Origin of the sequence: Deefgea sp. CFH1-16 (assembly GCF_016881365.1) — a bacterium.
GTDB lineage: Bacteria > Pseudomonadota > Gammaproteobacteria > Burkholderiales > Chitinibacteraceae > Deefgea.
This window is the reverse complement of sequence record NZ_WLYT01000001.1, coordinates 1957503-1980750: the sequence shown is the minus strand read 5'-3', so window position 1 is coordinate 1980750 and position 23248 is coordinate 1957503. Positions and strand designations below refer to the sequence as shown.

18 protein-coding genes and 2 pseudogenes are annotated in these 23248 nt (G+C 49.0%); 3 read left to right on the top strand and 17 right to left on the bottom strand.

Features of this window, described 5'->3' with window-relative positions:
* Window positions 1-198: 198 nt before the first annotated feature.
* The 10 genes and pseudogenes from GKO28_RS10880 to GKO28_RS10830 all read right to left on the bottom strand — a co-directional run bounded on the left by GKO28_RS10880 (window position 199) and on the right by GKO28_RS10830 (window position 12877).
* A pseudogene (locus GKO28_RS10880) lies at window positions 199-1075 on the bottom strand (metal ABC transporter permease).
* Window positions 1076-1205: 130 nt separating this feature from the next.
* Window positions 1206-2009 carry a metal ABC transporter ATP-binding protein gene (locus GKO28_RS10875; RefSeq protein WP_203564103.1) on the bottom strand — a complete coding sequence of 268 codons (804 nt, stop codon included), beginning with the start codon at window positions 2007-2009 and terminating at the stop codon, window positions 1206-1208.
* A gap of 207 nt (window positions 2010-2216) precedes the next feature.
* Window positions 2217-3896, bottom strand: coding sequence for a response regulator (locus GKO28_RS10870; RefSeq protein ID WP_182076269.1), 1680 nt, complete (start codon window positions 3894-3896; stop codon window positions 2217-2219).
* Window positions 3897-3961: 65 nt separating this feature from the next.
* Window positions 3962-6119: pseudogene (locus tag GKO28_RS10860) on the bottom strand (UvrD-helicase domain-containing protein).
* Between the two features lie 102 nt (window positions 6120-6221).
* On the bottom strand, window positions 6222-6539 hold the full coding sequence (locus tag GKO28_RS10855) for an H-NS family nucleoid-associated regulatory protein (protein ID WP_173533099.1): 318 nt from the start codon (window positions 6537-6539) through the stop codon (window positions 6222-6224).
* Between the two features lie 93 nt (window positions 6540-6632).
* Entirely contained in the window at window positions 6633-7439 is an 807-nt protein-coding gene (locus GKO28_RS10850) for a TolC family protein (RefSeq protein WP_182076268.1), read from the bottom strand.
* On the bottom strand, window positions 7355-7963 hold the full coding sequence (locus GKO28_RS10845; protein ID WP_182076267.1) for a TolC family protein: 609 nt from the start codon (window positions 7961-7963) through the stop codon (window positions 7355-7357). Before GKO28_RS10845 ends, GKO28_RS10850 begins: the two co-directional genes overlap by 85 nt.
* Before the next feature lie 129 nt (window positions 7964-8092).
* The gene (locus tag GKO28_RS10840) at window positions 8093-11158 is read right to left on the bottom strand and encodes an efflux RND transporter permease subunit (RefSeq protein WP_182076266.1); all 3066 of its coding nucleotides are present in this window, start codon (window positions 11156-11158) and stop codon (window positions 8093-8095) included.
* The gene (locus tag GKO28_RS10835) at window positions 11155-12240 is read right to left on the bottom strand and encodes an efflux RND transporter periplasmic adaptor subunit (RefSeq protein ID WP_182076265.1); all 1086 of its coding nucleotides are present in this window, start codon (window positions 12238-12240) and stop codon (window positions 11155-11157) included. Before GKO28_RS10835 ends, GKO28_RS10840 begins: the two co-directional genes overlap by 4 nt.
* Entirely contained in the window at window positions 12233-12877 is a 645-nt protein-coding gene (locus tag GKO28_RS10830; RefSeq protein ID WP_182076264.1) for a TetR/AcrR family transcriptional regulator, read from the bottom strand. The genes GKO28_RS10835 and GKO28_RS10830 overlap by 8 nt, the downstream gene beginning before the upstream one ends.
* Window positions 12878-13047: 170 nt before the next feature.
* Here GKO28_RS10830 and argB point away from each other — a divergent pair, with 170 nt between their 5' ends.
* The 3 genes from argB (at window position 13048) to GKO28_RS10815 (ending at window position 15050) form a co-directional block, all read left to right on the top strand.
* Window positions 13048-13926, top strand: a complete 879-nt coding sequence (gene argB, locus GKO28_RS10825; RefSeq protein ID WP_182076263.1) for an acetylglutamate kinase — start codon at window positions 13048-13050, stop codon at window positions 13924-13926.
* 107 nt (window positions 13927-14033) lie between these two features.
* The gene (locus GKO28_RS10820) at window positions 14034-14465 is read left to right on the top strand and encodes a CBS domain-containing protein (RefSeq protein ID WP_182076262.1); all 432 of its coding nucleotides are present in this window, start codon (window positions 14034-14036) and stop codon (window positions 14463-14465) included.
* A 63-nt stretch (window positions 14466-14528) separates the two neighbouring features.
* A complete protein-coding gene (locus GKO28_RS10815; RefSeq protein ID WP_182076261.1) occupies window positions 14529-15050 on the top strand; it encodes an HAD family hydrolase in 522 nt (173 codons plus the stop codon).
* 174 nt (window positions 15051-15224) lie between these two features.
* Here GKO28_RS10815 and GKO28_RS10810 read toward each other — a convergent pair whose 3' ends face one another.
* The 7 genes from GKO28_RS10810 to ttcA form a co-directional block, all read right to left on the bottom strand.
* Window positions 15225-17117, bottom strand: coding sequence for a potassium transporter Kup (locus GKO28_RS10810; RefSeq protein ID WP_182076260.1), 1893 nt, complete (start codon window positions 17115-17117; stop codon window positions 15225-15227).
* A gap of 102 nt (window positions 17118-17219) precedes the next feature.
* The gene (gene ampD / locus GKO28_RS10805) at window positions 17220-17813 is read right to left on the bottom strand and encodes a 1,6-anhydro-N-acetylmuramyl-L-alanine amidase AmpD (RefSeq protein ID WP_182077461.1); all 594 of its coding nucleotides are present in this window, start codon (window positions 17811-17813) and stop codon (window positions 17220-17222) included.
* Window positions 17814-17859: 46 nt separating this feature from the next.
* Window positions 17860-19227, bottom strand: coding sequence for a sigma-54 dependent transcriptional regulator (locus GKO28_RS10800; RefSeq protein ID WP_182076259.1), 1368 nt, complete (start codon window positions 19225-19227; stop codon window positions 17860-17862).
* Entirely contained in the window at window positions 19211-20797 is a 1587-nt protein-coding gene (locus tag GKO28_RS10795) for a PAS domain-containing sensor histidine kinase (protein ID WP_182076258.1), read from the bottom strand. Before GKO28_RS10795 ends, GKO28_RS10800 begins: the two co-directional genes overlap by 17 nt.
* 51 nt (window positions 20798-20848) lie before the next feature.
* The gene (locus GKO28_RS10790) at window positions 20849-21343 is read right to left on the bottom strand and encodes an RNA pyrophosphohydrolase (RefSeq protein WP_173533088.1); all 495 of its coding nucleotides are present in this window, start codon (window positions 21341-21343) and stop codon (window positions 20849-20851) included.
* Between the two features lie 168 nt (window positions 21344-21511).
* Window positions 21512-22306: a spermidine synthase gene (locus tag GKO28_RS10785; RefSeq protein ID WP_182076257.1), complete on the bottom strand. Its 795-nt coding sequence runs from the start codon at window positions 22304-22306 to the stop codon at window positions 21512-21514.
* Complete coding sequence (gene ttcA, locus GKO28_RS10780) at window positions 22303-23244, bottom strand: tRNA 2-thiocytidine(32) synthetase TtcA (RefSeq protein WP_182076256.1); 942 nt, start codon at window positions 23242-23244, stop codon at window positions 22303-22305. Before ttcA ends, GKO28_RS10785 begins: the two co-directional genes overlap by 4 nt.
* Between the last annotated feature and the right edge of the window lie 4 nt (window positions 23245-23248).

Below are 23248 nucleotides of genomic sequence, written 5' to 3'. Positions count from 1 at the left end.
GATGCTGTACCGCGCTCGTCGGTCTGGGAAGTAAGTCCCCGTCGCGGACTGCGACTGTAAATCACCGTGCCGCAGGCACTTAAAACCAGCAACACCAAATCTGAACATCACCAAAAAACTCGATGTATATGCAGCAAGTGCTTAGCCAAAAAAGCTTATCGCTCTATACCCACACATCGAGCTCGCATGGCATTACCATTAAATCGCATGATGACGGCGCGCTTTACGGCGCTGCGCCCATAAACCAAACGGCGCAAAGACTAAAGAAAAACAATACAAGCCGCCCGCCACCAACACAATCGCCGGCCCGGAAGGCAAATCCCATTGATACGACGCCATCAAGCCAAACAGACACGACGCAAGAGCCACAATCCACGCGGCGACAAACAACATCGACAAACGCTCAGCCCATAAACGCGCCGTTGCTGCGGGCAACATCATCAAGCCCACTGCCATTAAGGTGCCCATGGCTTGAAACGCGGCGACAAAATTCAAGTACCGCGATAATGACAAAGCCAATATGAAACCGCGCCCCATTGCCCGTGGTCGCCGCAATAAAACCTGAATCCGCGCATTCGAGCACAATGCCGCGGTATTCCAGCGCCAGCCAAATCAAGGTAATCGACGCCACCGAGCTCACAATCAACAGCGATGGATCATCAATCGCCAGCACCGAGCCAAATAGCAAATGAATCAAATCAACGCTACTACCCCATTTCGAGACGATCAGTACGCCGATGGCCAAGGCCAGTAAATAAAACCCAGCAAAACTCGCGTCTTCATTGAGCCGCGTTTTGCGCGCCGCAAAGCCAGCGGCCAGCGCCACCAGCAAACCAGCGACCAAACCACCGCCCGCGAGCCACGGCAAAGACAAGCCGCCGAGCAAAAAACCAATCGCCGCACCGGGCAATACCGCATGGGAGAGTGCGTCGCCAAACAAGGACATCCGCCGCAGTAAGAGCAATACCCCCACTGGCGCACAACCCACAGCCAAAGCCAAGCTACCCACCAAGGCGCGGCGCATAAAAGCAAATTCGCCTAAGGCGTTAAATAATTCAATATCGGGAATTAGCATCGCTCGCCCATTTTAAAAGCGACCACAGAGGCGCAGAGACACAGAGGAAAAACAACAGGCACACGAGTCAGGGACTCAAGCTCAGCGCGGGTCTCTGCGCCTCTGTGCCTCTGTGGTGAAAGTTTTTGATTTAACACTCTTGGCACCATGTCGCATCATTGCGCCAATGTTGCGCTCGGCGATTGGCTTCTTGTAGATTTTCCGGCGTTAATACTTCTGGGGTATCGCCCCACGCCAAAGCCGACTGCGCCAATAATAAAGTTTGTGGATAGTGCGCGCGCACTTGGCTCATATCGTGCAATACGGTAATTTGCGTTTTTCCGGCCCGATGCCAATCGTCTTGCACCGCCAATAAATTAGCGATGGTTTCGGTATCCACATTGGCAAAAGGCTCGTCGAGCAGCAACACATCGGCGTCTTCAACAATCAAGCGGGCAAAACGAGCACGCTGTAATTGTCCGCCGGATAAATTACTAATCGGTGCTTGAATAAAATCACTCAAGCCCACCCGATCCAAAGCGGCATCGGCACGCAAGCAATCGGCTTTAGATAGCCCGCGCCATGCACCACGCCGCTGCCATGTTCCTGCCAAAGCCAATTCGCGCACCGTGAGTGGAAACTGCTTGTCCAACGTCGAGAGCTGCGCCAAATAGGCAATCGCGCCATGCCGATGAATATGCCCCTCATCAGGCTGTTTGACGCCAGCTAACGCCGCCAAAAGCGTGGACTTACCGGCGCCATTGGGGCCAACCACGGCGGTATGGCTACCCGCCACAAAACGCCCCGTCAACGCATGCACTGCAGCGCGATCGCGGTAGCATAAAGTCAGGTGTTCTACTTCGATCACGATTGCATCGCCCAAAAAGTAAACGTCCACAACGCGGCCAATAGCGGCGCGATACACAATAATCGCTGCCAACCCCGGCCATGGCAAAAAAGCCAAATAGATTAAATCGAGACAACAAACGCTTCAAAACACCACTCCACGCAGGCCAAAGTCGCTGCAATTAGCGGCAAGGATATACAAAAAACCGCCCTTGGTGCAAGTCAGTTGCATTTGGAGGTAAGAAAAAAAAAGCCACGCTACCGTGGCCTTCTCGCTTTGACTGCATACCAAAATCGCCGCTCAAGCAGGCAAGACTTAAATCGCGCTCAATGCAAATCGCCGCTGGGTTTTACGATAAATTTCAGCCAATTGCAGCGCACGCCCCGAAGTAGAATCCAGCGCCTGAACTCGAGTTAATAACTCCCCGGCCTGCCGCAAATAGCCAGCGTGACCGCCCAGCTGATTGACCAAGGCCAATAAGGCATTGACGGTATTGAGCAAAATTTGCAAATTATTTGGCATGTCTTGCAAGGCAGCTAAAAATCGCTCCGCCGCCGCAGTTAAATCACCGGCTTGCGCCAACGCCACTGCTTCATTATTCAGTTGCACAATATCCGCCGCCGTGGCTTCGATTAAACGCAGCGCTTCCGCTTCTTGGCCTTGTGATTTAAATACCCGCGCCACTTGCGCCGCAAGCTTAGGGTCATCGTGCCGATTTTGTAGCACGGCACGGGTTAATGTTTGCGCCTCGGCCATGCGATTGAGCCCCAAACAAGACTGCGCTAAAGCCAAACCCAGCGTCGCGGAAGGTGCGCTACTGGCGGCCTGAAGTGCCGCATCGAGCAAATTGCGGGCTTTGCTGGTCTCGCCCAGCTTTAATGCGACGTTCGATTCCAATACATCGGCCAAGATGCGGTCATCGCTACGAGGAAAATCTTGGCGAATTTGCCCAGCGGTTTGCCGTGCGCCAGCAACATCACCACGGCGTAGCTGCACTTCGGCAAGCGCAGCGTAATCGCTCACCTGTGGCACAAATGAAAAGCGCGCCATCCGAATGCTGTCACTCAACGCAGCCTCAGCCAAAGACCAATCTTCGGCAGCAATCGCCACCTCACCCAGCTCTCGTCGCCGCGCCAGCATCGGCGAGCGCTCACAAGCGGCTTGCAAAGTTTGTTTAGCGGCAGCTAAATCATGCGTGGCACTAAAGGTTTGCGCCAAGCCATCGTAGGCCGCCAACATCAGCGGATATTGATTGATCACCTGCTGAAAAATCTGCTGTGCTTCGGTATATTCTTTTAACTGCAATAGCGCCTTGCCCAAGGCCATTTTAAGCCAAGGCCAATCTTGCTCAACCAGCTCAGTGCGCGCTAAATCGCGTACGGTTTTCCAATCGCCAATCCGCAATAAAAGATGAATCTTCATACGCAAAAAATCGACGGCTTGAGCTGGGTTTTCTTTGCTCGCAAACTCACACAATTGAATTGCACGTACAAAATCATTGGCAATATATACGGCATCAATCGGCTGAAACGGTGATTTTTTATGCAAGGCCCGCTCAATCCGCGCGTAAAGCACTTCGCCGGTAAAGGGCTTGAGCAAAATCGCATCGGGCGCCAATTCAGCAGCGCCGATCACTTTGCCACTTTGCCGCTCGGCGGTGAGCAAAATAAACACGCTACTGGCTTTTAACGCGCCATAGCGACGCGCCGCTTCAAACACATACAGGCCATCAAAGCCATGGCCCAAATCATAAGCACACAAAATAATATCGTAAGCACAGCCGCGCATTTGCGCTAACGCCTCATCGCTGCGGCTGGCGTATTCAATCTGTTTGGCGCCAAACTGCCCAAGCATCATACCCAACGTCATCCGCATTGCGCTGACGTGATCAATCACCAAAATTTTATATTGCGAAAAATCACGAACACCGGTCGTCGCCACCGGTTCATCGATAGCCGCTCGCTGCGTAAACGAATAAGGACGAACTTGGCTCATGCTGACTCTTTACGATAGGTATTTATAGGAAGCACTTACTGAACAAAAGCTGCAGCGCAATACCATCACACAACTTTCAATTTAGCGTAGGCCACCGCCAACCATTTACTGCCATGCTGTGCAAAACTCACCTGCACATTCCCCGTCGCCCCGCCTTCGTGATCCGTCACCACGCCAAGACCAAATTTAGGATGCTCCACCTTGCAACCAATCGCCAAGCCATGCTCAGGCGTGGATTTTTTAGGCGCCGCGACCGGTTTTGCTGCCGCTGCCGAGTTAAAAACTACTCGGCGCAGCCGAACTATAACTACTGGGCGCATAACCACGATTTAAATATTTTAATAAAGTCTGTGGAATCTCATCCAAAAAGCGGCTGGCAACACCGTAGCGCGTTTGCCCATGCAGCATGCGGCTTTGCGCTAACGTCAGATATAAGCGCTGGCGAGCGCGAGTAATCGCCACATACATTAAGCGCCGCTCTTCTTCGACACTCGCTTGATCTTTACTGCTGTTTTCATGTGGAAACAAGCCTTCTTCAAGGCCAGACAAAAACACCGCGTTAAACTCCAAGCCTTTGGCCGCATGCACCGTCATCAATTGCAGCGCGTCTTCATGCGCCCCCGCTTGATGGTCGCCCGCTTCTAAACTGGCGTGCGATAAAAAGGCGATCAGATTGTTTTCATCTTCACTAATAAACGTCGCAGCGGCATTGACCAGCTCTTCCAAGTTGGCAACCCGCTCTTCGCCATCTTTGTCTTTTTGGTAATGCGCCAGCAGGCCAGACAACTCAAGCATCACCCGCACCACATCGGTCATTGCCAAACCGGCCATCCGATTTTGCATGCCATCAATGATTTGAACAAACTGGCCTAAAGCCGCCGCACCACGCCCTGAAGCGCCCATACACGCGGCCTGCCACAGTGAGCAACCTTCTAAACGCGCTTTTTCTATCAACGCCTCAACGCTGCGTGCGCCAATTCCGCGAGTGGGGAAATTAATCACCCGCAGCAAGGCATTGTCATCGCTAGGATTGGCCATTAAGCGCAAATACGCCAAAGCGTGTTTAATTTCTTGGCGCTCGAAAAAGCGTAAACCGCCATACACGCGATAAGCCACACCCGCTGAAAACAGTGCATGCTCAATAATCCGTGATTGCGCATTACTACGATATAAAATCGCAATTTCACTCGCCGCCATGCCATCGCGAATTAAAGCTTGCGCTTCTTCAACAATAAATTGTGCTTCTTCAAAATCGGAACTGGCCTCAAAAACGCGAATCAATTCACCGGCACTGGCCTGAGTCCATAATTCTTTCCCCAAGCGCTGGGTATTATGGCTAATCACTGCATTGGCAGCGTCAAGGATATTGCCGTGGCTGCGATAGTTTTGCTCTAAACGAATCACATGCTTCACTAAAAAATCAGATTGAAAATCAATCATATTGCCCACATTCGCACCGCGAAATGCATAAATAGATTGATCATCATCGCCAACCGCAAAAATAGCTGAATTTTGCCCGGCTAATAATTTAAGCCATGCATATTGCAATCGATTGGTATCTTGAAACTCATCGACTAAAATATGCGAAAAACGCTGTTGGTAATGCGCTCGAATTTCGGGTTTATAAGACAACAATTCATAACACCGAAGGAGTAGCTCGGAAAAGTCAGCCACACCTTCTCGATTACATTGTTTTTCGTATTCTTCATACGCCAATTTCAATTGGCGAGAATAATCATCCCACGCCTCAACGTCAGCAGCACGACGACCATTTTCTTTATGGCCATTAATATAATGCTGCACGGTACGCGGTGGGTATTTATCGTCATCTAAAGTCAGTAATTTTAATACCCGCTTAATCGCGCCCAATTGCTCAGATTGATCTAAAATCGCAAAAGCTTCGGGCAAGCCTGCATCACGATGATGCAAACGTAACATTCGATTACATAAACCATGAAATGTGCCCACCCATAATCCACGCGGATTTAATGGCAACATGGCAGTAATTCGCGACAACATTTCTTTGGCCGATTTATTGGTAAAGGTCACCGCTAATAAACCCGATGGGCTTATTTGACCGGTAGATAACAACCATGCAATTCGTGTGGTTAATACACTGGTTTTACCACTGCCTGCCCCAGCTAAAATTAAAGCGTGTTCAGCAGGTAATTCAACCGCAGCCGCTTGTTGAGGATTTAATTTAGCAGTTAAAGCATGGGACATAGCTTGGCTCGACAATAATCAATGGTAAATAATTACAACTTTAGAAATACAAACAGGGCGACCATGCGCCCTGTTTTATTTACTTTACATACAAATCAATACTTAGATTTTTAATGTATCCAATGTTGCGCCATTAGCGATTGCATCGTGAACCCATTGTGGTTTACGACCACGGCCAGACCAAGTTTGGCTGGCATCTGCTGGATTGATATAAGCAGCTGCTGCTGGTGCTTTTTTAGCGCCTTTTTTACCAGATACTTCACCCAATAATTCAGCAATAGTAAAACCGCTAGCCGCAGCTGCGCTTTGCAATTGGCTCAAAATACGGCTTTTTTCTTGTTCTTTACGACGAACTAATTCACCGTCTAGCTGTGCACGTAACTCAACTAATTCTTGGTAACCTAAAGTTGATAAATCCATTTGTTACTCCTCGTATAATGCTATGTTTGATCAATACCGATTGATTATGCGGCCTCAATTCTAATAATTCAAGGCGAATATTGCATTCAATATTTATTGGACCAACCATTGATTTACTGCATACAGTTGTTTTTCATCTAAATCACCAACAACGGCAGCAAGCTGCAATCTGGTGTAAAGATAGGTATATCGGGCAACGGTTAATGCATAACGCGTATTATAAAGTTTTTGTTCTGCATTCAAAACATCCACTGTTGTTCTTACGCCAACATCTCGGCCTAATTTACTTGAAGCCAATAAACTCTGGCTCGACTTTAATACCTGTTCCAAAGCATTAATTTGTGCCGCACCGGCATTTACCCCTAAAAAGGCTTGCGTGGTGGATTGTTCAGTACTACGCCGAGTCGCTTCTAATGTTTGTCTTTGTTCGGATTCTTTGGCCGCTGCTTCGCGTAATTCAGATGAACGACGACCACCAGTATAGAGTGGAATAGATAGCTGTAACGTAATTGCACCTTTGTTGGTTTGATCTAAGCCACCTGATCGAGATATACCACTCGCCTCCCAATTCTGACCGTAATTAGCTACTAAATTAACTTGCGGGCTGCTTTCAAATCGATATTTATCGACTTCACGCTTGGCAATATCTAATTGCAATAATTGGCTACCAATATTCAAACTGGTATCACTCGATTTTTTCAACCAGACCGAAATATCATTGGGCTCAGCTAAAGTCGGTTCGATATTTTCGCGTAAACGCGCAATCGATTGAGCATTTAGACCGGTCAGTAAAGTAAATGCATTTTGTTTTACCACTAAATCATTTTTTGCGACGACTTCTTCTGCCAAGATACTGTCATAACTCGCTTGCGCTTCATCGGTGTCCGCAATAGTTGCCACGCCAACTTCAAAGGCTTTTTTAGCAAATGCCAATTGTTCACCAATGGCTTTTTTTTTTCGGCTATCGCTAAAGCGACTTTTTCATCGGCGGCCAAAACCTCAAAATACGTTTTAGCCACGCGTAAAATCAGATCTTGTTCGGCCGCTTTAAATGCCACATCCGCCAATTTAGCTTGCGTTTTTAATTGATCTGCCGAAGCAAAGGCATCAACACGATAAATCGGCTGAGTTGCCGTGACGCCATAGTTATATCCATGGCCACTTTGGGTACTTGAAATACTAGAATTGGCATTGCCGGGTAAATATTCATTATCCGAATGCGCTACATTGGCGCCGAGTGTCACTGTTGGCAACAATAAAGATTGGCCCTGCTGCTTTTTTTCACTGCCCGCAATCTGCGCATAACGTGCGGCAGAAAAACTCGGGTCATATTGCTGAGCGGCCCGCCAAGCTGCCAATAAATCAGCGGCAAAACTGGGCATACTGAATAAAGCAAGGCTCAATATCAATACGTTTTTTTTCATTTTTAATCCAATTATCAATTCGTAAACAGGGTCTGTTAACGCAGGGTTTGCGCCGCGATAAAGACAATTTCGCGGCGCAATGAACGAGTACAACAATACATAACGTATTAAGTGCCACTTTGGATGACGTTATACCGATTGAGCGGGCTTTAATTTAAACCACGCGGCATACAGCGCAGGTAAAAACAGCAGCGTTAAAATCGTGGCGACAAACAATCCGCCCATAATCGCAATCGCCATCGGGCCCCAAAATGTATCGCGAGTCAGTGGAATCATCGCCAAAATCGCCGCCAGCGCAGTGAGCATAATCGGCCTAAAACGGCGCACTGCCGAATCAATCACCGCATCCCATGGGGCACTACCGTGATGGATATCTTGCTCAATCTGGTCCATTAAAATCACCGAATTGCGCATAATCATGCCCGAAAGCGCGATCACCCCCAAGGTGGCAACAAAGCCAAATGGCGCTTGGAATAATAACAATGCTATCGTTACCCCAATCATCCCCAATGGCGCGGTCAGCAACACCATAATCATTCTTTGAATGCTTTGCAGTTGGATCATTAATAAGGTCATGACCACAATCAGCATTAAAGGCATCACTGCTGCGATGGAGTCTTGCGATATTTTCGACGCTTCCACCGTGCCACCGGCTTCGATATGGTAACCCACCGGTAGTTTGGCTTGAATCTCTTGCATTTTTGGCCACAAAGCATTGGAAACATCAGGCGCTTGTGCTTTGCCAATCACATCAGCCCGCACCGTTAACGCCGGTACGCGGTTGCGATGCCAGATAATACTCTCTTCGCTTTCTAACTTGATTGTTGCCAGCTGCGACAAGGGCACGCTAACCCCTGATGGCAAAGGAATCGGCAAGTTGGCCAAGTAATCGAGCCGTGTGCGCTCATCAGGCGCCAAACGACTAATCACTTCAATTTGCAGGTTATCTTCACGCAGCGCCGTTGCGGTGATGCCAGAAACGGCCATTTGCAGTGATTGCGCCAATTGCTGCGACGTTAAACCCGCGGCTCGCAATTTATCTTGATTCACATCCAAACGCAGCACTTTAACTTGCTCGCCCCAATCGGTGTGCACTTGGCGCAGATTTGGATTCTGCCGCATGAGATTAGCAACGTCATTGGCAATTTTTTTCAGCTCGCGCTGATCAGCACCAATCACCCGAAACTGCACCGGATAACCCACTGGCGGGCCGTTTTCTAAGCGCGTGACTCGACCACGAACATTGGGAAAATCAGTGTCAAATAACTGCTTCACGCGCTGATAGACATTCTCGCGCACGTGCTCATCTTTGGTCATCACCGTCAACTGACCAAAATTTAAGTTGGGCATTTGCTCATCAAGCGGCATGTAATAACGCGGCGAGCCGACGCCCACATAGCTAGTCACGCTAGCGACATCGGGGTCTTGCATTAAAATCGCTTCGATTTTTTTGACTTCTTGCTCGGTGGCGTTAAATGACGCGGTATACGGCAGCCATAAATCCACCATCAATTCTGGCCGACTTGAAGCCGGGAAAAACTGCTTAGGTACGGCAATGGCAAATAAAATCACCGACAGCACAAACGCACCTAAAGTCAGCGCAATCGTGGTCTTACGCCAAGTAATGCACCACGTCACCCAACGGCGAAACGCGGTGTAAAACTTGCCACCATGCGCATCATGCGGATGCTCTTTGAGGTTTTCTGGCAGCAAGTGATAGCCCATATACGGCGTAAACAGCACCGCAACAATCCACGACATAATCAATGCAATACCGACGACAGCAAAAATCGAGAAGGTATATTCACCGGCATTTGATTTAGCAAGGCCTACCGGCAAAAACCCCGCTGCGGTAATTAAAGTACCGGTCAGCATTGGAAACGCCGTTGAGCTATAGGCAAAAGTGGCGGCACTAAAGCGATCCCAGCCTTGTTCTAATTTCAACGCCATCATTTCAACCGCAATAATCGCGTCGTCGACCAATAGCCCGAGGGCAATCACTAGCGCCCCCAGCGAGATGCGCTGTAATTCCAAATTAAAGATTTTCATGCATAAAAAGGTTAGCGCCAGCACCAGCGGAATCGACAGCGCCACCACAATCCCCATCCGAAACCCCAGCGCCAAAAAGCTCACCGCCAGCACAATCACCACCGCTTCAAGCAAGGATTTCATAAAAATATGCACGGCGGTTTTCACCACGGCGGGCTGATCCGAAACCGCTTGTATTTCGATACCGACCGGTAAATTTTGCTTGGCCTGCTGCAGTACAGTGTCAATTTGCTCGCCCATTTTGAGCACATTGCCGCCTTTACGCATTGAAACTCCTAAGCCAATCGCCGGCTGACCTTGGTAATACATCCGCGTTTCCGCCGGATTGAGCGAAGCGCGATAGACATCCGCCACATCATTCACACGAAAGGTTTTGCCATTGACGGTAATTGGCGTGGCTTTAATCGCGGCGATGGCGTCAAACTCGCCACTCACGCGTAAAAACACCCGCTCCTCAACCCCTTCAACCACCCCTGCCGGCGTCACCGTATTGGTCGCGGCCAGCACTTGATTAATTTGCAAGGGGGTAATGCCGAGCGTGGCCAGCTTGGCGCTGCGATATTCAACGTAGATTTTTTCGTCTTGCGGCGCAATTAACGTGGCTTTATTAATGTCCGGAATCCGCAGCAACTCGGTTCGAACATTCTCGACGTATTTTTTTAACTCCGCATCGCTAAAACCGTCGCGCGTAAAGGCGTACAAACTACCGTAGGTTTCACCAAATTCATCATTAAAAAATGGCCCCACCACGCCGGGTGGCATTTTGCCCTTGGCGTCGTTAATGCGCTTACGGACTTGATACCACACGTCGTTGACTTCTTTGCCACGAATGCTTTCTTTGAGCATCACGGTAATGAGTGCCTCACCCGAGCGCGAATAGCTCTTGGTAAAGTCGACCTCAGGAATACCTTGCAGTGCTTCCTCCAGTTTATCCGTCACTTGCTGCTCAACCTCGGCGGCAGAAGCGCCCGGCCAAAAACTGCGCACCACCATCGCTTTAAAGGTGAATTCTGGGTCTTCTTTTTGCCCTAGCTGGGTATATGCCAGAATGCCTGCTACAGAAAGGATCACCATCAGATACAGCACTAAAGACTGATGCGTGAGCGCCCAAGCGGACAAATTAAACGGCTGCCGTTGTTCGTTCATTGCTGCGCTCCTTGCGTTGATGGCAAGACTTTGATTTTTTGCCCTTCACGCAATAAATGCACCCCAGCAGTCACCACGATCGATTTGGCTGGAATACCTTGAATTCGAACTTGCTGACCTTGATGACCCAACACGGTAATGGCTTGGCTATGCACGGTGTTTTTAGCATCCACTAACCACACTCGCATCATTTGCTCTTTACCAAACACCGCCGACATGGGTAGCGATATTTCATTAGGTATCTCTTTAGAGGCAAATACCTGACTAACCTGTATCGTCATACCCAGTGCTGCGGCATTTTTTTCTGGTAGCGCTACCTTAACTCGAAACGTTCGGGTTTTACTATCGGCCGCAGGGGCGACTTCGCTCACCGTACCGACCAATTCACGGTTGGCATCGGCCCACAGCTGCACCGCCACTTTTTGCCCTGGCTGCCACGCTTGAACGCGATTTTCTGGCACATCAATCACCGCCTCATACTGCCCAGCTTTAGCCAACATCAGCACCGATTGCCCAGCAGCCACCACCGCCCCTGGTTCGGCCAAGGTTTGCGTAATCACGCCATCACCATCGGCCGTGAGCTGGGTATAGCTTGCCTGATTATTCGCCAAATCCACTTGCGCCTTGGCTTGCTCAGTGAGTTTTTGCGCCGAAATCAGCGCCGTTTGCCGCTTATCCACCTCGGCCTGGCTCACAAAATTCTGTGCGTGCAAATCTTGCGAGCGCTGATAATCGAGCTTGGCTTGCGCTAACTGCGCCTGTGCTGAAGACAAAGCCGCGCGCGCCGCCGTGGCATTGAGCACCACATCGCCAGCATCGAGTTGCGCTAACACCTGACCCTTTTTCACCGTATCGCCCACACTCACTGAGCGAGAAATAATTTTGCCGGGAATGCGAAACCCCAACGGCACTTCATGTTGCGCTTTCACCTCGCCGCTATACACCTCAGCCGCCGCAGGTAAGGCCCCACCCACCACCATGGTGCGCACCGGGCGAATTTCTTCGACCGGTTTTTGTTCTGATTTGCAACCGGCTAAAACGACCATCGCGGCAAGTAGTGTCACTGACCATTTATTAAGCATGAGAGGCATCCATAGGACGGGCCAAAAGGCCGGTTAAAAATAAATCCACCGTGCATTGCACGTAACGTTGGGCAGAAAAATCAGCGGGTAAACAATGTAAGGGGGTGTTTTGCAACAGCATCGCCATCACCATCGGGCTAGATAAAATATGCGCGGCATAGTCGATATCGTTAATGACGAACTCACCACGCGCCACGCCCAGTGTTAGCACGTGACGCAACATTGCCTGACCCGGCGCAGTCACCTCTTCATTGTAAAGTTGCATCACTTCAGGGAAGTTACCCCCTTCGGCAATCATCAACTTGGGCAATGCTGATAAAGATGTTGCGCCCACATTACGCCACCACAAATGAAATAACTCTTGCAGCAAATCCCGGGCACTACCTTGCCAGTCTTGTAATAGTGTTGCGCCAATCGCCAGTTGCGGTAACAGCAAGGCACGAATCACCGATTTGAAGATTTCTTCTTTATTGGCAAAGTATAAATAAGGCGTGCCACGGGTTACGCCGGCGGCACGGGCAATGTCTTCGATCTTGGTGGCGGCATAGCCTTTTTCGACAAACAAGGCTAAAGCCGCCTCGAGAATTTCCTGTGGCCGCGCCTCTTTCCGTCGCGACCAACATTTGATGGGGCACATGACATTTCGCTAATAAATGAACGTTCATTTATTATCTACACTCGCGATTTCAGCGTCAATCATTCAAAGCGATTCATCTGGTATTTATTTTGCAACACAATCCACCCCCAGATTTCTGACGAATACGGTACAATCGCGGCAATTTAGTCCCGCCTATCCTGGAGACCGCCGTGCCTGAAATAACCCCACAAATCAAAGCTGAAATTCTTTCTGAAGCCCTGCCATATATCCAACGCTTCTTAGATAAAACCATCGTGATTAAATACGGTGGTAATGCAATGATTGACGAAGAGCTCAAAGATGGGTTTGCATCGGATGTGGTGTTACTCAAGCTAGTGGGTATGAATCCAGTAGTGGTTCACGGCGGTGGCCCACAAATTAATGATTTACTCGATCGCATCGGTAAAAAAGGCGAATTCATCCAAGGCATGCGCGTCACCGACGCCGAAACCATGGATGTGGTTGAAATGGTCTTAGGTGGCCACGTGAATAAAGAAATCGTGTCGCTGATTAATAAACACGGCGGTAAAGCGGTCGGTTTAACCGGTCAAGACGGCCACTTTATCCGCGCGCGTAAAATGATGCTCAAAGACAATATGGGCGAAAACAATATCGACATCGGCCAAGTGGGCGAAATTCAAAGCATCGACCCATCGATTGTGCTGCATTTAGACGCTGCCGACTTTATTCCAGTGATTGCGCCAATCGGTGTTGATGCCACTGGCGAGAGCCTGAATATCAATGCCGATTTGGTCGCTGGCAAATTGGCTGAAGTGCTCAAAGCCGAAAAACTCATCTTAATGACCAATACCCCCGGCGTTTTGGATAAAGAAGGTAACTTACTCACCAAACTGACTGCGCGTCGGATTGATGAATTATTTGCCGACGGCACCATCTCTGGCGGCATGTTGCCGAAAATTGCTTCGGCACTGGATGCGGCCAAAAGCGGCGTGAATGCAGTGCATATTATTGATGGTCGAGTTAAACATGCCTTACTGCTTGAAGTACTGACCGAGCAAGGCGTTGGCACGATGATTCGCGCCAAATAAGGCTGCATCAAGTTGGCACAAAGGGCGACTAAAGTCGCCCTTTTTTCTTGCATGTTAAACCCTGTCAGCTACAGTAAAAACACTGCTTAGCCAAGGGAAAACTAACAATGACAACCGCTCGTCAAATGCTCGCCGCCAAAAACAAACACGATACCGTCGCAGTCTCTCCAAACGCAACAGTCTATCAAGCCTTACAAATGATGGCCGATGCCAATATCGGTGCCATTTTAGTGATGGAAAACGACAAACTCGTTGGGATTTTCTCCGAGCGTGATTACGCGCGCAAAGTCGTTTTAATGGGGAAAACCTCGTCCAACACACCGGTTTCAGAAATCATGACGCATAAATTACTGTGCGTGCCGCCCAATGCCACGACCAATGAATGTATGGGGCTCATGACTGAAAAACGCATCCGTCACCTACCGGTACTCGACGGCGACACCGTACTGGGCGTGTTATCGATCGGTGATTTGGTGCATGAAAAAATGGCCGAGCAAGAATTCACCATTGAGCAACTTGAGCAATATATTTACAGCTAAACACATTGTTTATCTTGCATAAACTCGACACAATGGCCGATCTCATCGGCCATTTTCTCTGCTATGCCCCAACCCACTTGGATTTTTGATCTCGACAATACGCTGCATCACGCCAGTCGGCATGCATTTCCGGTTATCGATTCGGCAATGACCGCTTGGCTACAAAGTGAATTACAGCTGCAGCAATCGGCGGCCAATCAGCTGCGCCAAGATTATTGGCGGCGCTATGGGGCGACTTTATTAGGTTTAGTTCGCCACCATCCCCACCTAAACCCGCATCATTTTTTAGCCGCTTGCCATCCCTTGCCGCAACTACTGAGCCAAGTGCATCCAATGCCACAGCTTAAATCCACGCTGGCCAGACTCAACGGCAGTAAGATTTTATTTACCAATGGCCCCATTGCTTACGCCAGAGCCATGCTCGCGGCACTCGATATTGAGCGTTATTTCATAGGTATAGCCGCCATCGATACGCTTAACCTTACCCCCAAGCCAATACCCAAGGCTTATCACCAAATGCTACGCCAATTTTTAAACTTCAAGCCAGCGACTGCATCATGGTTGAAGACAGCATCGACAATCTAATTACTGCCAAAAAATTAGGCATGCAAACGGTCTGGTTGCGCCACGGCAATAAAAATCATCCCGCAGCCGATCGCTGTATTACGCAACTGAAACAGTTATAAAAAAACGCAGCCCGTAGGCCGCGTTGATGTATAGGTCGATAAACCTTAATTCATAATGCTTGGAGCAATATACCTATAGCTCTACCTGCATCCCCATTTCAACCACCCGGTTCGGTGGGATTTTAAAGAAGTTCGTTACCCGCGTTGCATTGCGACTCATCAAGCTAAACAAGCGGCGACGCCACCAGCTCATTGATGGATATTTCGCCTCAACAATCGTTTCACGCGACAAGAAGAACGAGGTATTCATTTCATCAAATACCAACTCTGGCTGTAGCTGTGTCACTTGCAACAATACCGCAGGAATATTGGGCTCTTCTTTAAAGCCAAACGTCGCCACAATTTGGTAAAAACTTTCCCCCAATCGCCGCACTGTGACGCGCTCTTTCAGTGGCACATAGGGAATATCATTGGTTTGCACCGTCAAAAACACCACTTGCTCATGCAGCACTTTATTGTGTTTTAAATTATGTAATAAAGCATGCGGCACCGTATCGGTATTGGCGGTCATAAAGATTGAAATCCCTTCCACGCGCTGCGGCGGATGCGCTTCAAGGCTTTCAACAAACCCCGTTAATGGCATTTCACCTTCGAGCAATTTCGCCGAAAGCATCTTACGACCACGTTTCCAAGTCGTCATCAAGATAAAGGCCACCAAACCAATCACCAATGGAAACCAGCCGCCTTCATGGATTTTGAGCGAGTTTGAAGCAAACAGCGCCAAATCAACGACTAAAAATAAGCTCAACATGGCATATAGGCCGTACTTTTTCCAACCGGCCAAACCACGTCCCAAGACCATAAACGCCAACAAAGTGGTCATCACCATGGTGCAGGTCACCGCAAAACCATACGCGGCCGCCAAATTACTCGAGGTTTTAAAACCAATGACCAATAAAATCACCGAGGCCAATAAAAACCAATTAATCCCCGGCATATAAATCTGACCAATTTCACGCTCAGACGTATGCTGGATATCCATCCTCGGCACAAAGCCGAGCTGAATCGCTTGGCTAGTGACCGAATACGCCCCAGAAATCACCGCTTGCGAAGCAATAATCGACGCACAAGTGGCCAATACCACCAGCGGCATCACCATCCATCCCGGAGCCATCATATAAAATGGATTTTTAATCGCTTCGGGGGTGGTCAACAATAGCGCGCCCTGCCCAAGATAATTGAGCATCAAGGCAGGCAATACCAAGCCAAACCACGCATAGCGAATCGCCGGACGACCAAAGTGCCCCATATCGGCATATAAAGCCTCAGCACCGGTTAAAGCCAACACCACCGCACCGAGCAAAATAAAGGCAATTTTTGGACTACCGATAAAAAACTCAATCGCATACAAAGGGTTAAGCGATTTTAAAACTTCAGGCGCTTGAATAATTTGTGCGATGCCCAAGCCCGCCAATGCCAAGAACCAGGCAATGGTAATCGGGCCAAATAACTTGCCCATGCTGGCCGTACCGCGCGCTTGCATCCAAAACAGCGCCACCATCACCGCAATAGCAATCGGAATAATGTAGGGATCAAAGGTATGCGAAACAATGCTAATCCCCTCTAATGCCGAAAGCACAGAAATCGCCGGGGTAATGATCGAGTCGCCATAAAACAAGGCGGCGCCAAATAGACCAATAATGGTAATCCACATGGCCTTGCGAGAACCTGGTGTGGCATTACGCGCGGCCAAGGCCATCAGGGCCAAAATGCCGCCTTCGCCGCGATTATCTGCACGCATAATGAACATGATGTATTTGGTCGAAACGACGATCATCAGGCTCCAAAAAATCAGCGATAAAACCCCTAAAATATTCGCTGGATTTAAATCAAGGGCCACATGGCCGTTAAAACATTCTTTGAGAGTGTACAGCGGGCTAGTACCAATATCGCCGTAAACCACACCAATCGCACCAACGATCAGTCCGGCTAGCTTTTTTGGATCCTGCGCTTGAGAAGTCGACATGTGTATTTCTATCAAACCAAGTAGAGGATGCGGATTATAGTCCTGTGCTCCACAGCAGGGGCATGAATAAACGACAATCGTTGCGGCAACGCAGCATAAATATTAGCTTTGGCTGATGTTGCCAGTTTGGCGTAATTCCAAAATCGGCTCAGCCAGTGCATTCCAATCAAAATAAGGCCCAGGATCGGTTTTTCTTTCCGGTGCAATCTCGCTATGCCCTAATAAAAAAGCCAGCGGGTAGCGGCGCTGCAATGCTACAGCTAGAGAATTTAACGCCGAATATTGCGCCGGCATAAAGGGCACAAAATCTGAGCCTTCCATTTCAATGCCAATCGAAAAATCATTACAACGCTCACGCGCTTGCCAGCGTGAAACACCGGCATGCCATGCGCGCAGCTCGCACGGTACAAATTGCAGGATTTCACCGCTACGGCGAATCAAAAAATGCGCCGACACCCGCAATTGTGCCAACTCGGCATAACAAGCGTGATCCGCCACCTCCAGCGTATTGGTAAAGAGCCGCTCAATATCCGAACCAGTAAATTCAAGCGCGCCAGCAGGTTGCGGTGGCAAATGAATATTGTGAATCACCAACATATCGGGTGCTTGCCCAGCTGGGCGAGCATCACAATTGGGGCTAGGGATCCGCTTAGCCGCATTGCACCAGCCCAATTCATCAATTTCAAATTGCAGCATTGGCTCACTCGATTTGATTGTTGCGGATTCAAGCTGCTCAAGCGACTTACTCATCTTGCGTAATTCCCAATCTTTCTAAGCGATAGCGCAAACTACGAAAGGTCACACCGAGTAGTTTAGCGGCCTGCGTTCGATTAAAGCCGGTTTTATCCAAAGCGGCGATAATGGCGACTTTTTCGACTCGGTCCAGATAATCTTGCAATGGATAGGTGTCGCCTAAATTGGCAGCAACCGCTTCGGCTTTGTCAAAAGACGCATGCTGCAATTGCAAATCATCGATATCAATCTGCTGACCATCGGCCAAAGCCATTGCGCGCTCAAGTAGATTTTCTAATTCACGCACATTACCGGGAAAATCATAACGACATAGCGCGTCTTTGGCTGCCGCAGTAAAAGCCAACACCGGCATACCGTGGCGCGCGGCGATGTCTTCGACTAAAAACTGAGCGATTAACAATACATCGTTACCCATTTCGCGCAGTGCCGGCATTTTCAGCTCGATCACATTCAATCGATAATACAAATCTTGCCGAAAACGCCCAGCCTCAACGCAGCGCGATAGATTTTGATGCGTTGCCGAAATAATCCGCACATCCACGTCTTCTTCTTGCACGCCGCCCACTTTGCGTACTTTGCGCTCTTGAATGGCGCGCAGCAATTTAACTTGCATCAGCAAGGGCAAATCGGCAACTTCATCCAAAAATAGCGTCCCGCCATGCGCGGCTTGAAAAAAACCATCGCGGTCCTCCAAGGCACCAGTAAATGCCCCTTTGCGGTAGCCAAAAAACTCACTTTCCATTAAGTTTTCTGGAATCGCACCACAGTTCACCGCAATAAATGGCTGATCCGCCCGGCTAGAACAGCTATGAATCGTTCGCGCAGCCCGCTCTTTACCCGAGCCAGACTCTCCGGTGACATACACAGGCGCTTGATTGCGCGCTAGTTTTTCAATTAACACCAAAGCGTGTTGCAAAGCTGGCGAATCGCCCAACAACGGACGATCTCGTCGCGCCGCTTTTACCGCTGGCGTAGCTTCAATTTTCAGTGCCGATTTGACTAAAGCCCGCAACTGCTCTAGCGCCACGGGCTTGGCCAGATAATCAAACGCGCCGGCTTTGAGTGCCGCTACGGCATTCTCGGTATTGCCATACGCGGTAATCACCGCAATCGGTAAATCTAAACCTTTGCTTTGAATGTACCGAACCAAGTCCAAGCCTTCGCCATCGGGCATACGCATATCGGACAAACACAAATCAAAATGCTGCTTATCAATCAAAGCTTTCGCGGCAATCACCCCATTGGCGGTTTCAACCGCCAGCCCCATTTTGAGCAAAGTTAATTCGAGTAAATCGGCCAAATCAGGCTCATCATCCACCACCAAAACTCGGGGTAATACTTTAGATTTTTTCGCCATCGGTATATCCAAATAAAATTCGAAAACAAGCACCGCTCTCAGGCGGGGATTGATACTCCAGTAAAGCGGCATTGGCGGCACAAATTTCCCGCGCAATATACAAACCTAAACCGGTGCCTTTACTTTCAGTGGTAAAAAAAGGCTCAAACAGCTGGCTCTGCGCGTCGCTCGGTACCCTAGGTCCATCGTTAATGACACTGAGCATCCAGCCAGAGCGAAATTCACTCACGGTAAAACGCAGACTATGATCTTGCTTTAAGCAATAGCGCCAACCATTGCGCGACAAATTCCATAGCACTTGATGCAAATGCCCCACATCAAACCGCACCGTCGCATCTGGCGGGCAAATAATAGCGAGCTGCACCGGTATTTTTTCTTGCTGCTTAAATTCATCGACAAAATTGGCCAGCCAATCGGCCAAGTGAATATCGATACGCTCAACGCGATCGCGACGATTAAGCTCTAAAACGTCTTTCACCATTCGCTCAAGGCGCTGGCTATTGTCGTTAATAATTCGCGTCAATTTTTGCAATAAGGGATCATCATTCGCCTCTTCACGCATCAGCTCAGCCGCATGGCTAATTGCGCCTAAAGGATTGCGAATCTCATGCGCCAGATTGGCGGTTAAACGCCCCAGCGCTGCGAGTTTTAATTGCTGTGATTCTCGGCGTAAGCGCGCCATATCTTCGAGATAAATCAGCACATTCCCGCTCGAATCCTGCGTTAAAGACACAAAACGCGCTCGTAAAGTATTGCGCCCACCCGCCGTTTGCACTAATTCACTACTGCCCAGCTCTGGAAACTCGCGCCAGCGGTGTAAAGGCGCCGCCAATTCAGGAAAATCCGCAGCCAATGGGCTACCTAAATCAGTCCGAACACCGGTGACTCGAACGGCTTGCTCATTAAATTGCTGAATTAAATTACGGCTATCCACCACCAGCACACCGTCAGACACGTCTTGTAAAATCCGCGTATTGAGCTGACCTAAATTGGCAATATCAACACTACGTCGCTCCGCTAATTCGCGATTTTCTTCGGCATACCGAGAGAGACGGTATGCCAGCCAAGCCACCGCAAATGAAGCGATACAGAGAAATACCGTCGACATTGGTATCGTTGACTCTAAATCACCGTGAATCGCGCTCCACAGCATTTCAGCCAGTAAAGCAATGCTGGCAATCGCCGCATGAAAGATCGTCATTCGCCCACGCGCAATCAAACCGGCGCCAGCTAAATAAGGCAATAATAAAATCCCAAAGCCGCTTTTAATCCCGCCACCGAGATGCATCAACGCCACAATAAAAATCACATCAATCAACACTTGAATCGACAATTGCACGTCAAAACGCGGCCATTTTTTGGCAATGCCAAAGGCAAAAATAATCCCGCACAGGGTGTAACACCCTAAAATCCAAATCACCACCCAAAAATGATCGCGCTCCAGCAAGCTCTCGCCGGTGAGTAAAAACGCCCCCACCATCAAGCCGATCACGATTAATAGCCGGAAAATATTAAATAGGGATAGCGATTGCCATAGATGCTCACTCGATGAGCGATTGAAATCGGACATAAGATCCAAATAAAAAAACGGGCGACCCAAGCCGCCCGTTCTAATGCTGTTTTAGTTGACGACTGAAGGCGGATGTTGACCAATCAATCGCGCTAACTCACCCAAAGCCGCTTCATACACGCCACGTTTGAAATCAATCACTGCCTCAAGCGGCGACCAATATTCATTCCAGCGCCATGCATCAAACTCGGGATGCGTGGTTTTACGCAAGCAAACGTCAGAATCTTTCCCGACTAGCCTGAGCATAAACCAAATTTGTTTTTGTCCTCTATAAGTACCGCGCCATTCACGGCGCACCCAATTGGTCGGCACATCATATTTCATCCAGTCCCGCGTGCGGCCCACAATTTCTACATGTTCCGGCAGCAGACCAACTTCTTCGGCCAGCTCTCGAAACATCGCCTGCTCAGGAGTTTCCCCCTGCTTAATGCCGCCTTGCGGAAACTGCCACGAATGCTCTCGCACGCGTTTCCCCCAAAACACTTGGTTCTGTTGATTAATGATAATGATGCCGACGTTTGGCCGATAGCCGTCACGATCGAGCATAAGTACGACCTATTTAAGATTTCGTTGATTACCCTGATTTTTTCACATTCGCGAGCACTTGAAAACCTTTATTAACGCGGGGAGTGGGGAGTAGGGAATCGGGAGAGAGAAAAACCTTTCTTTTCTGCTTTTACTCCCTACTCCCTCACTCCCAACTCCCCGCCTTCATCAGATAAACAGACGTCGATCGTTATGTGGATTCATTCGCGCTAAATCACTAACAAATTCATTAAATTCAAGACCATACTCAGCTTCGAGTTTTTTGGCTTTATCGGCTAATCGCTCCCACTGCGGATTGTTTTGTCCACGCATAAAAGCAAAAGCAATCACATTGCCTTTTTGCCTTGCTGGCAAGCAAATCAATCGACCTTCAAACACTTCGGACAATTGTGCACAATACTGCTCGAATCGGCGATCAATACTCCATAGATTCACCGCCAAAACGCCATTATCGGTCAGCTTATGTTTGCACGCGGTAAAAAAGTCGGTACTCGCCAATGGTGCGGCAATGCCAGTCGCTGAATACGCATCCATCATAATCATATCGACCGATTCGTCGGCCATATTGTAAACATGCGCCGCGCCATCGCCGGTAATCACTTCCAAACGCGCATCGTCTGGCGGCAAAAAAAAACATCGAGCGCGCCACACATTCACCACCTGCTGAAATAACTCAACGCACGTCAAATGCGTTGTCGGCAAATATTCATGCACCCATTTGGCAATCGAGCCGCCGCCCAAACCAATCAACAGCATTTTTTGCGGTGGATCTAAAAACAATAAGCTACCAAATACGCAGCGCGAATACGCCAGTAGCAATTCATTCGGCGCATTGATCTTCATCGCACTTTGCGTGTCATCACTACCAAAGTGCAGCTTACGAACACCGCCCTCTTCAGAGACATCGATCATCAGCTCATCTTCAAAATTTCTCGGGCGACGCCGCGTGCGCGATAACATCATGACGCATCTCCACATGCGCTCGCCGCAGGCTTGCTCGACAAAATCGAAATCCGGCTCGGATCGCTAAACGTTTCGCGATCAAACGCTTTATCGCCGTCAAGCCTAGGCGTGCCATCGGCCTTGGCATTCACAAAATCGTAACGCTTTGGATCAGCCAAGTGCGATGGCACGATATTGCACATCGCAGTAAACATCGTTTCCAAACGACCCGGAAAACGTCGATCCCAATCGCGTAACATATCGCCAATCACTTGGCGCTGTAAATTAGGCTGCGAGCCGCATAAATTACACGGAATAATCGGAAATTCACGCGCGGCGCTGTATTTTTCAATGTCTTTTTCACGGCAATACGCCAATGGGCGAATCACCATATGTTTGCCATCGTCCGATACCAATTTGGGCGGCATGCCTTTGAGCTTGCCACCGTAAAACATATTCAAAAATAGCGTTTCTAAAATATCATCCCGATGATGGCCCAGCGCAATCTTGGTCGCACCCAATTCATCAGCCACGCGGTACAAAATGCCACGGCGCAAACGGCTGCACAAACCACAGGTGGTTTTTCCCTCTTCGATCACTCGCGTCACAATCGAATACGTATCTTCTTCGATAATTCGATACTCAACGCCGATTTTGGCCAGATACGCCGGCAAAATATGTTCAGGAAAACCCGGTTGTTTTTGGTCCAAATTCACCGCAACAATCGAAAAATTAATCGGCGCTGATTTTTGCAAACTCAGCAAAATATCCAGCATGGTGTAGCTGTCCTTGCCGCCCGACAAACACACCATCACCCGATCGCCGTCTTCGATCATATTAAAATCGTTAATCGCATCGCCCACGTTATGGCGCAAGCGTTTCACCAACTTATTGAAATTGTATTTCTGCTTTTGTTCCGCCTCGGTCAGTTGCGGTTTCTCTTGCGGCTGTTCGGTCATTGCG

Coding starts and splice junctions, on each gene's coding strand:
- GKO28_RS10795 (WP_182076258.1), bottom strand. CDS start 20,797: ATGTCCGATTTCAATCGCTCATCGAGTGAGCATCTATGGCAATCGCTA.
- ampD (WP_182077461.1), bottom strand. CDS start 17,813: ATGCTGCAATTTGAAATTGATGAATTGGGCTGGTGCAATGCGGCTAAG.
- GKO28_RS10785 (WP_182076257.1), bottom strand. CDS start 22,306: ATGATGTTATCGCGCACGCGGCGTCGCCCGAGAAATTTTGAAGATGAG.
- GKO28_RS10815 (WP_182076261.1), top strand. CDS start 14,529: ATGCCCCAACCCACTTGGATTTTTGATCTCGACAATACGCTGCATCAC.
- GKO28_RS10855 (WP_173533099.1), bottom strand. CDS start 6,539: ATGGATTTATCAACTTTAGGTTACCAAGAATTAGTTGAGTTACGTGCA.
- GKO28_RS10810 (WP_182076260.1), bottom strand. CDS start 17,117: ATGTCGACTTCTCAAGCGCAGGATCCAAAAAAGCTAGCCGGACTGATC.
- GKO28_RS10870 (WP_182076269.1), bottom strand. CDS start 3,896: ATGAGCCAAGTTCGTCCTTATTCGTTTACGCAGCGAGCGGCTATCGAT.
- GKO28_RS10800 (WP_182076259.1), bottom strand. CDS start 19,227: ATGGCGAAAAAATCTAAAGTATTACCCCGAGTTTTGGTGGTGGATGAT.
- GKO28_RS10820 (WP_182076262.1), top strand. CDS start 14,034: ATGACAACCGCTCGTCAAATGCTCGCCGCCAAAAACAAACACGATACC.
- GKO28_RS10835 (WP_182076265.1), bottom strand. CDS start 12,240: ATGCTTAATAAATGGTCAGTGACACTACTTGCCGCGATGGTCGTTTTA.
- GKO28_RS10845 (WP_182076267.1), bottom strand. CDS start 7,963: ATGAAAAAAAACGTATTGATATTGAGCCTTGCTTTATTCAGTATGCCC.
- ttcA (WP_182076256.1), bottom strand. CDS start 23,244: ATGACCGAACAGCCGCAAGAGAAACCGCAACTGACCGAGGCGGAACAA.
- GKO28_RS10840 (WP_182076266.1), bottom strand. CDS start 11,158: ATGAACGAACAACGGCAGCCGTTTAATTTGTCCGCTTGGGCGCTCACG.
- GKO28_RS10790 (WP_173533088.1), bottom strand. CDS start 21,343: ATGCTCGATCGTGACGGCTATCGGCCAAACGTCGGCATCATTATCATT.
- GKO28_RS10830 (WP_182076264.1), bottom strand. CDS start 12,877: ATGTGCCCCATCAAATGTTGGTCGCGACGGAAAGAGGCGCGGCCACAG.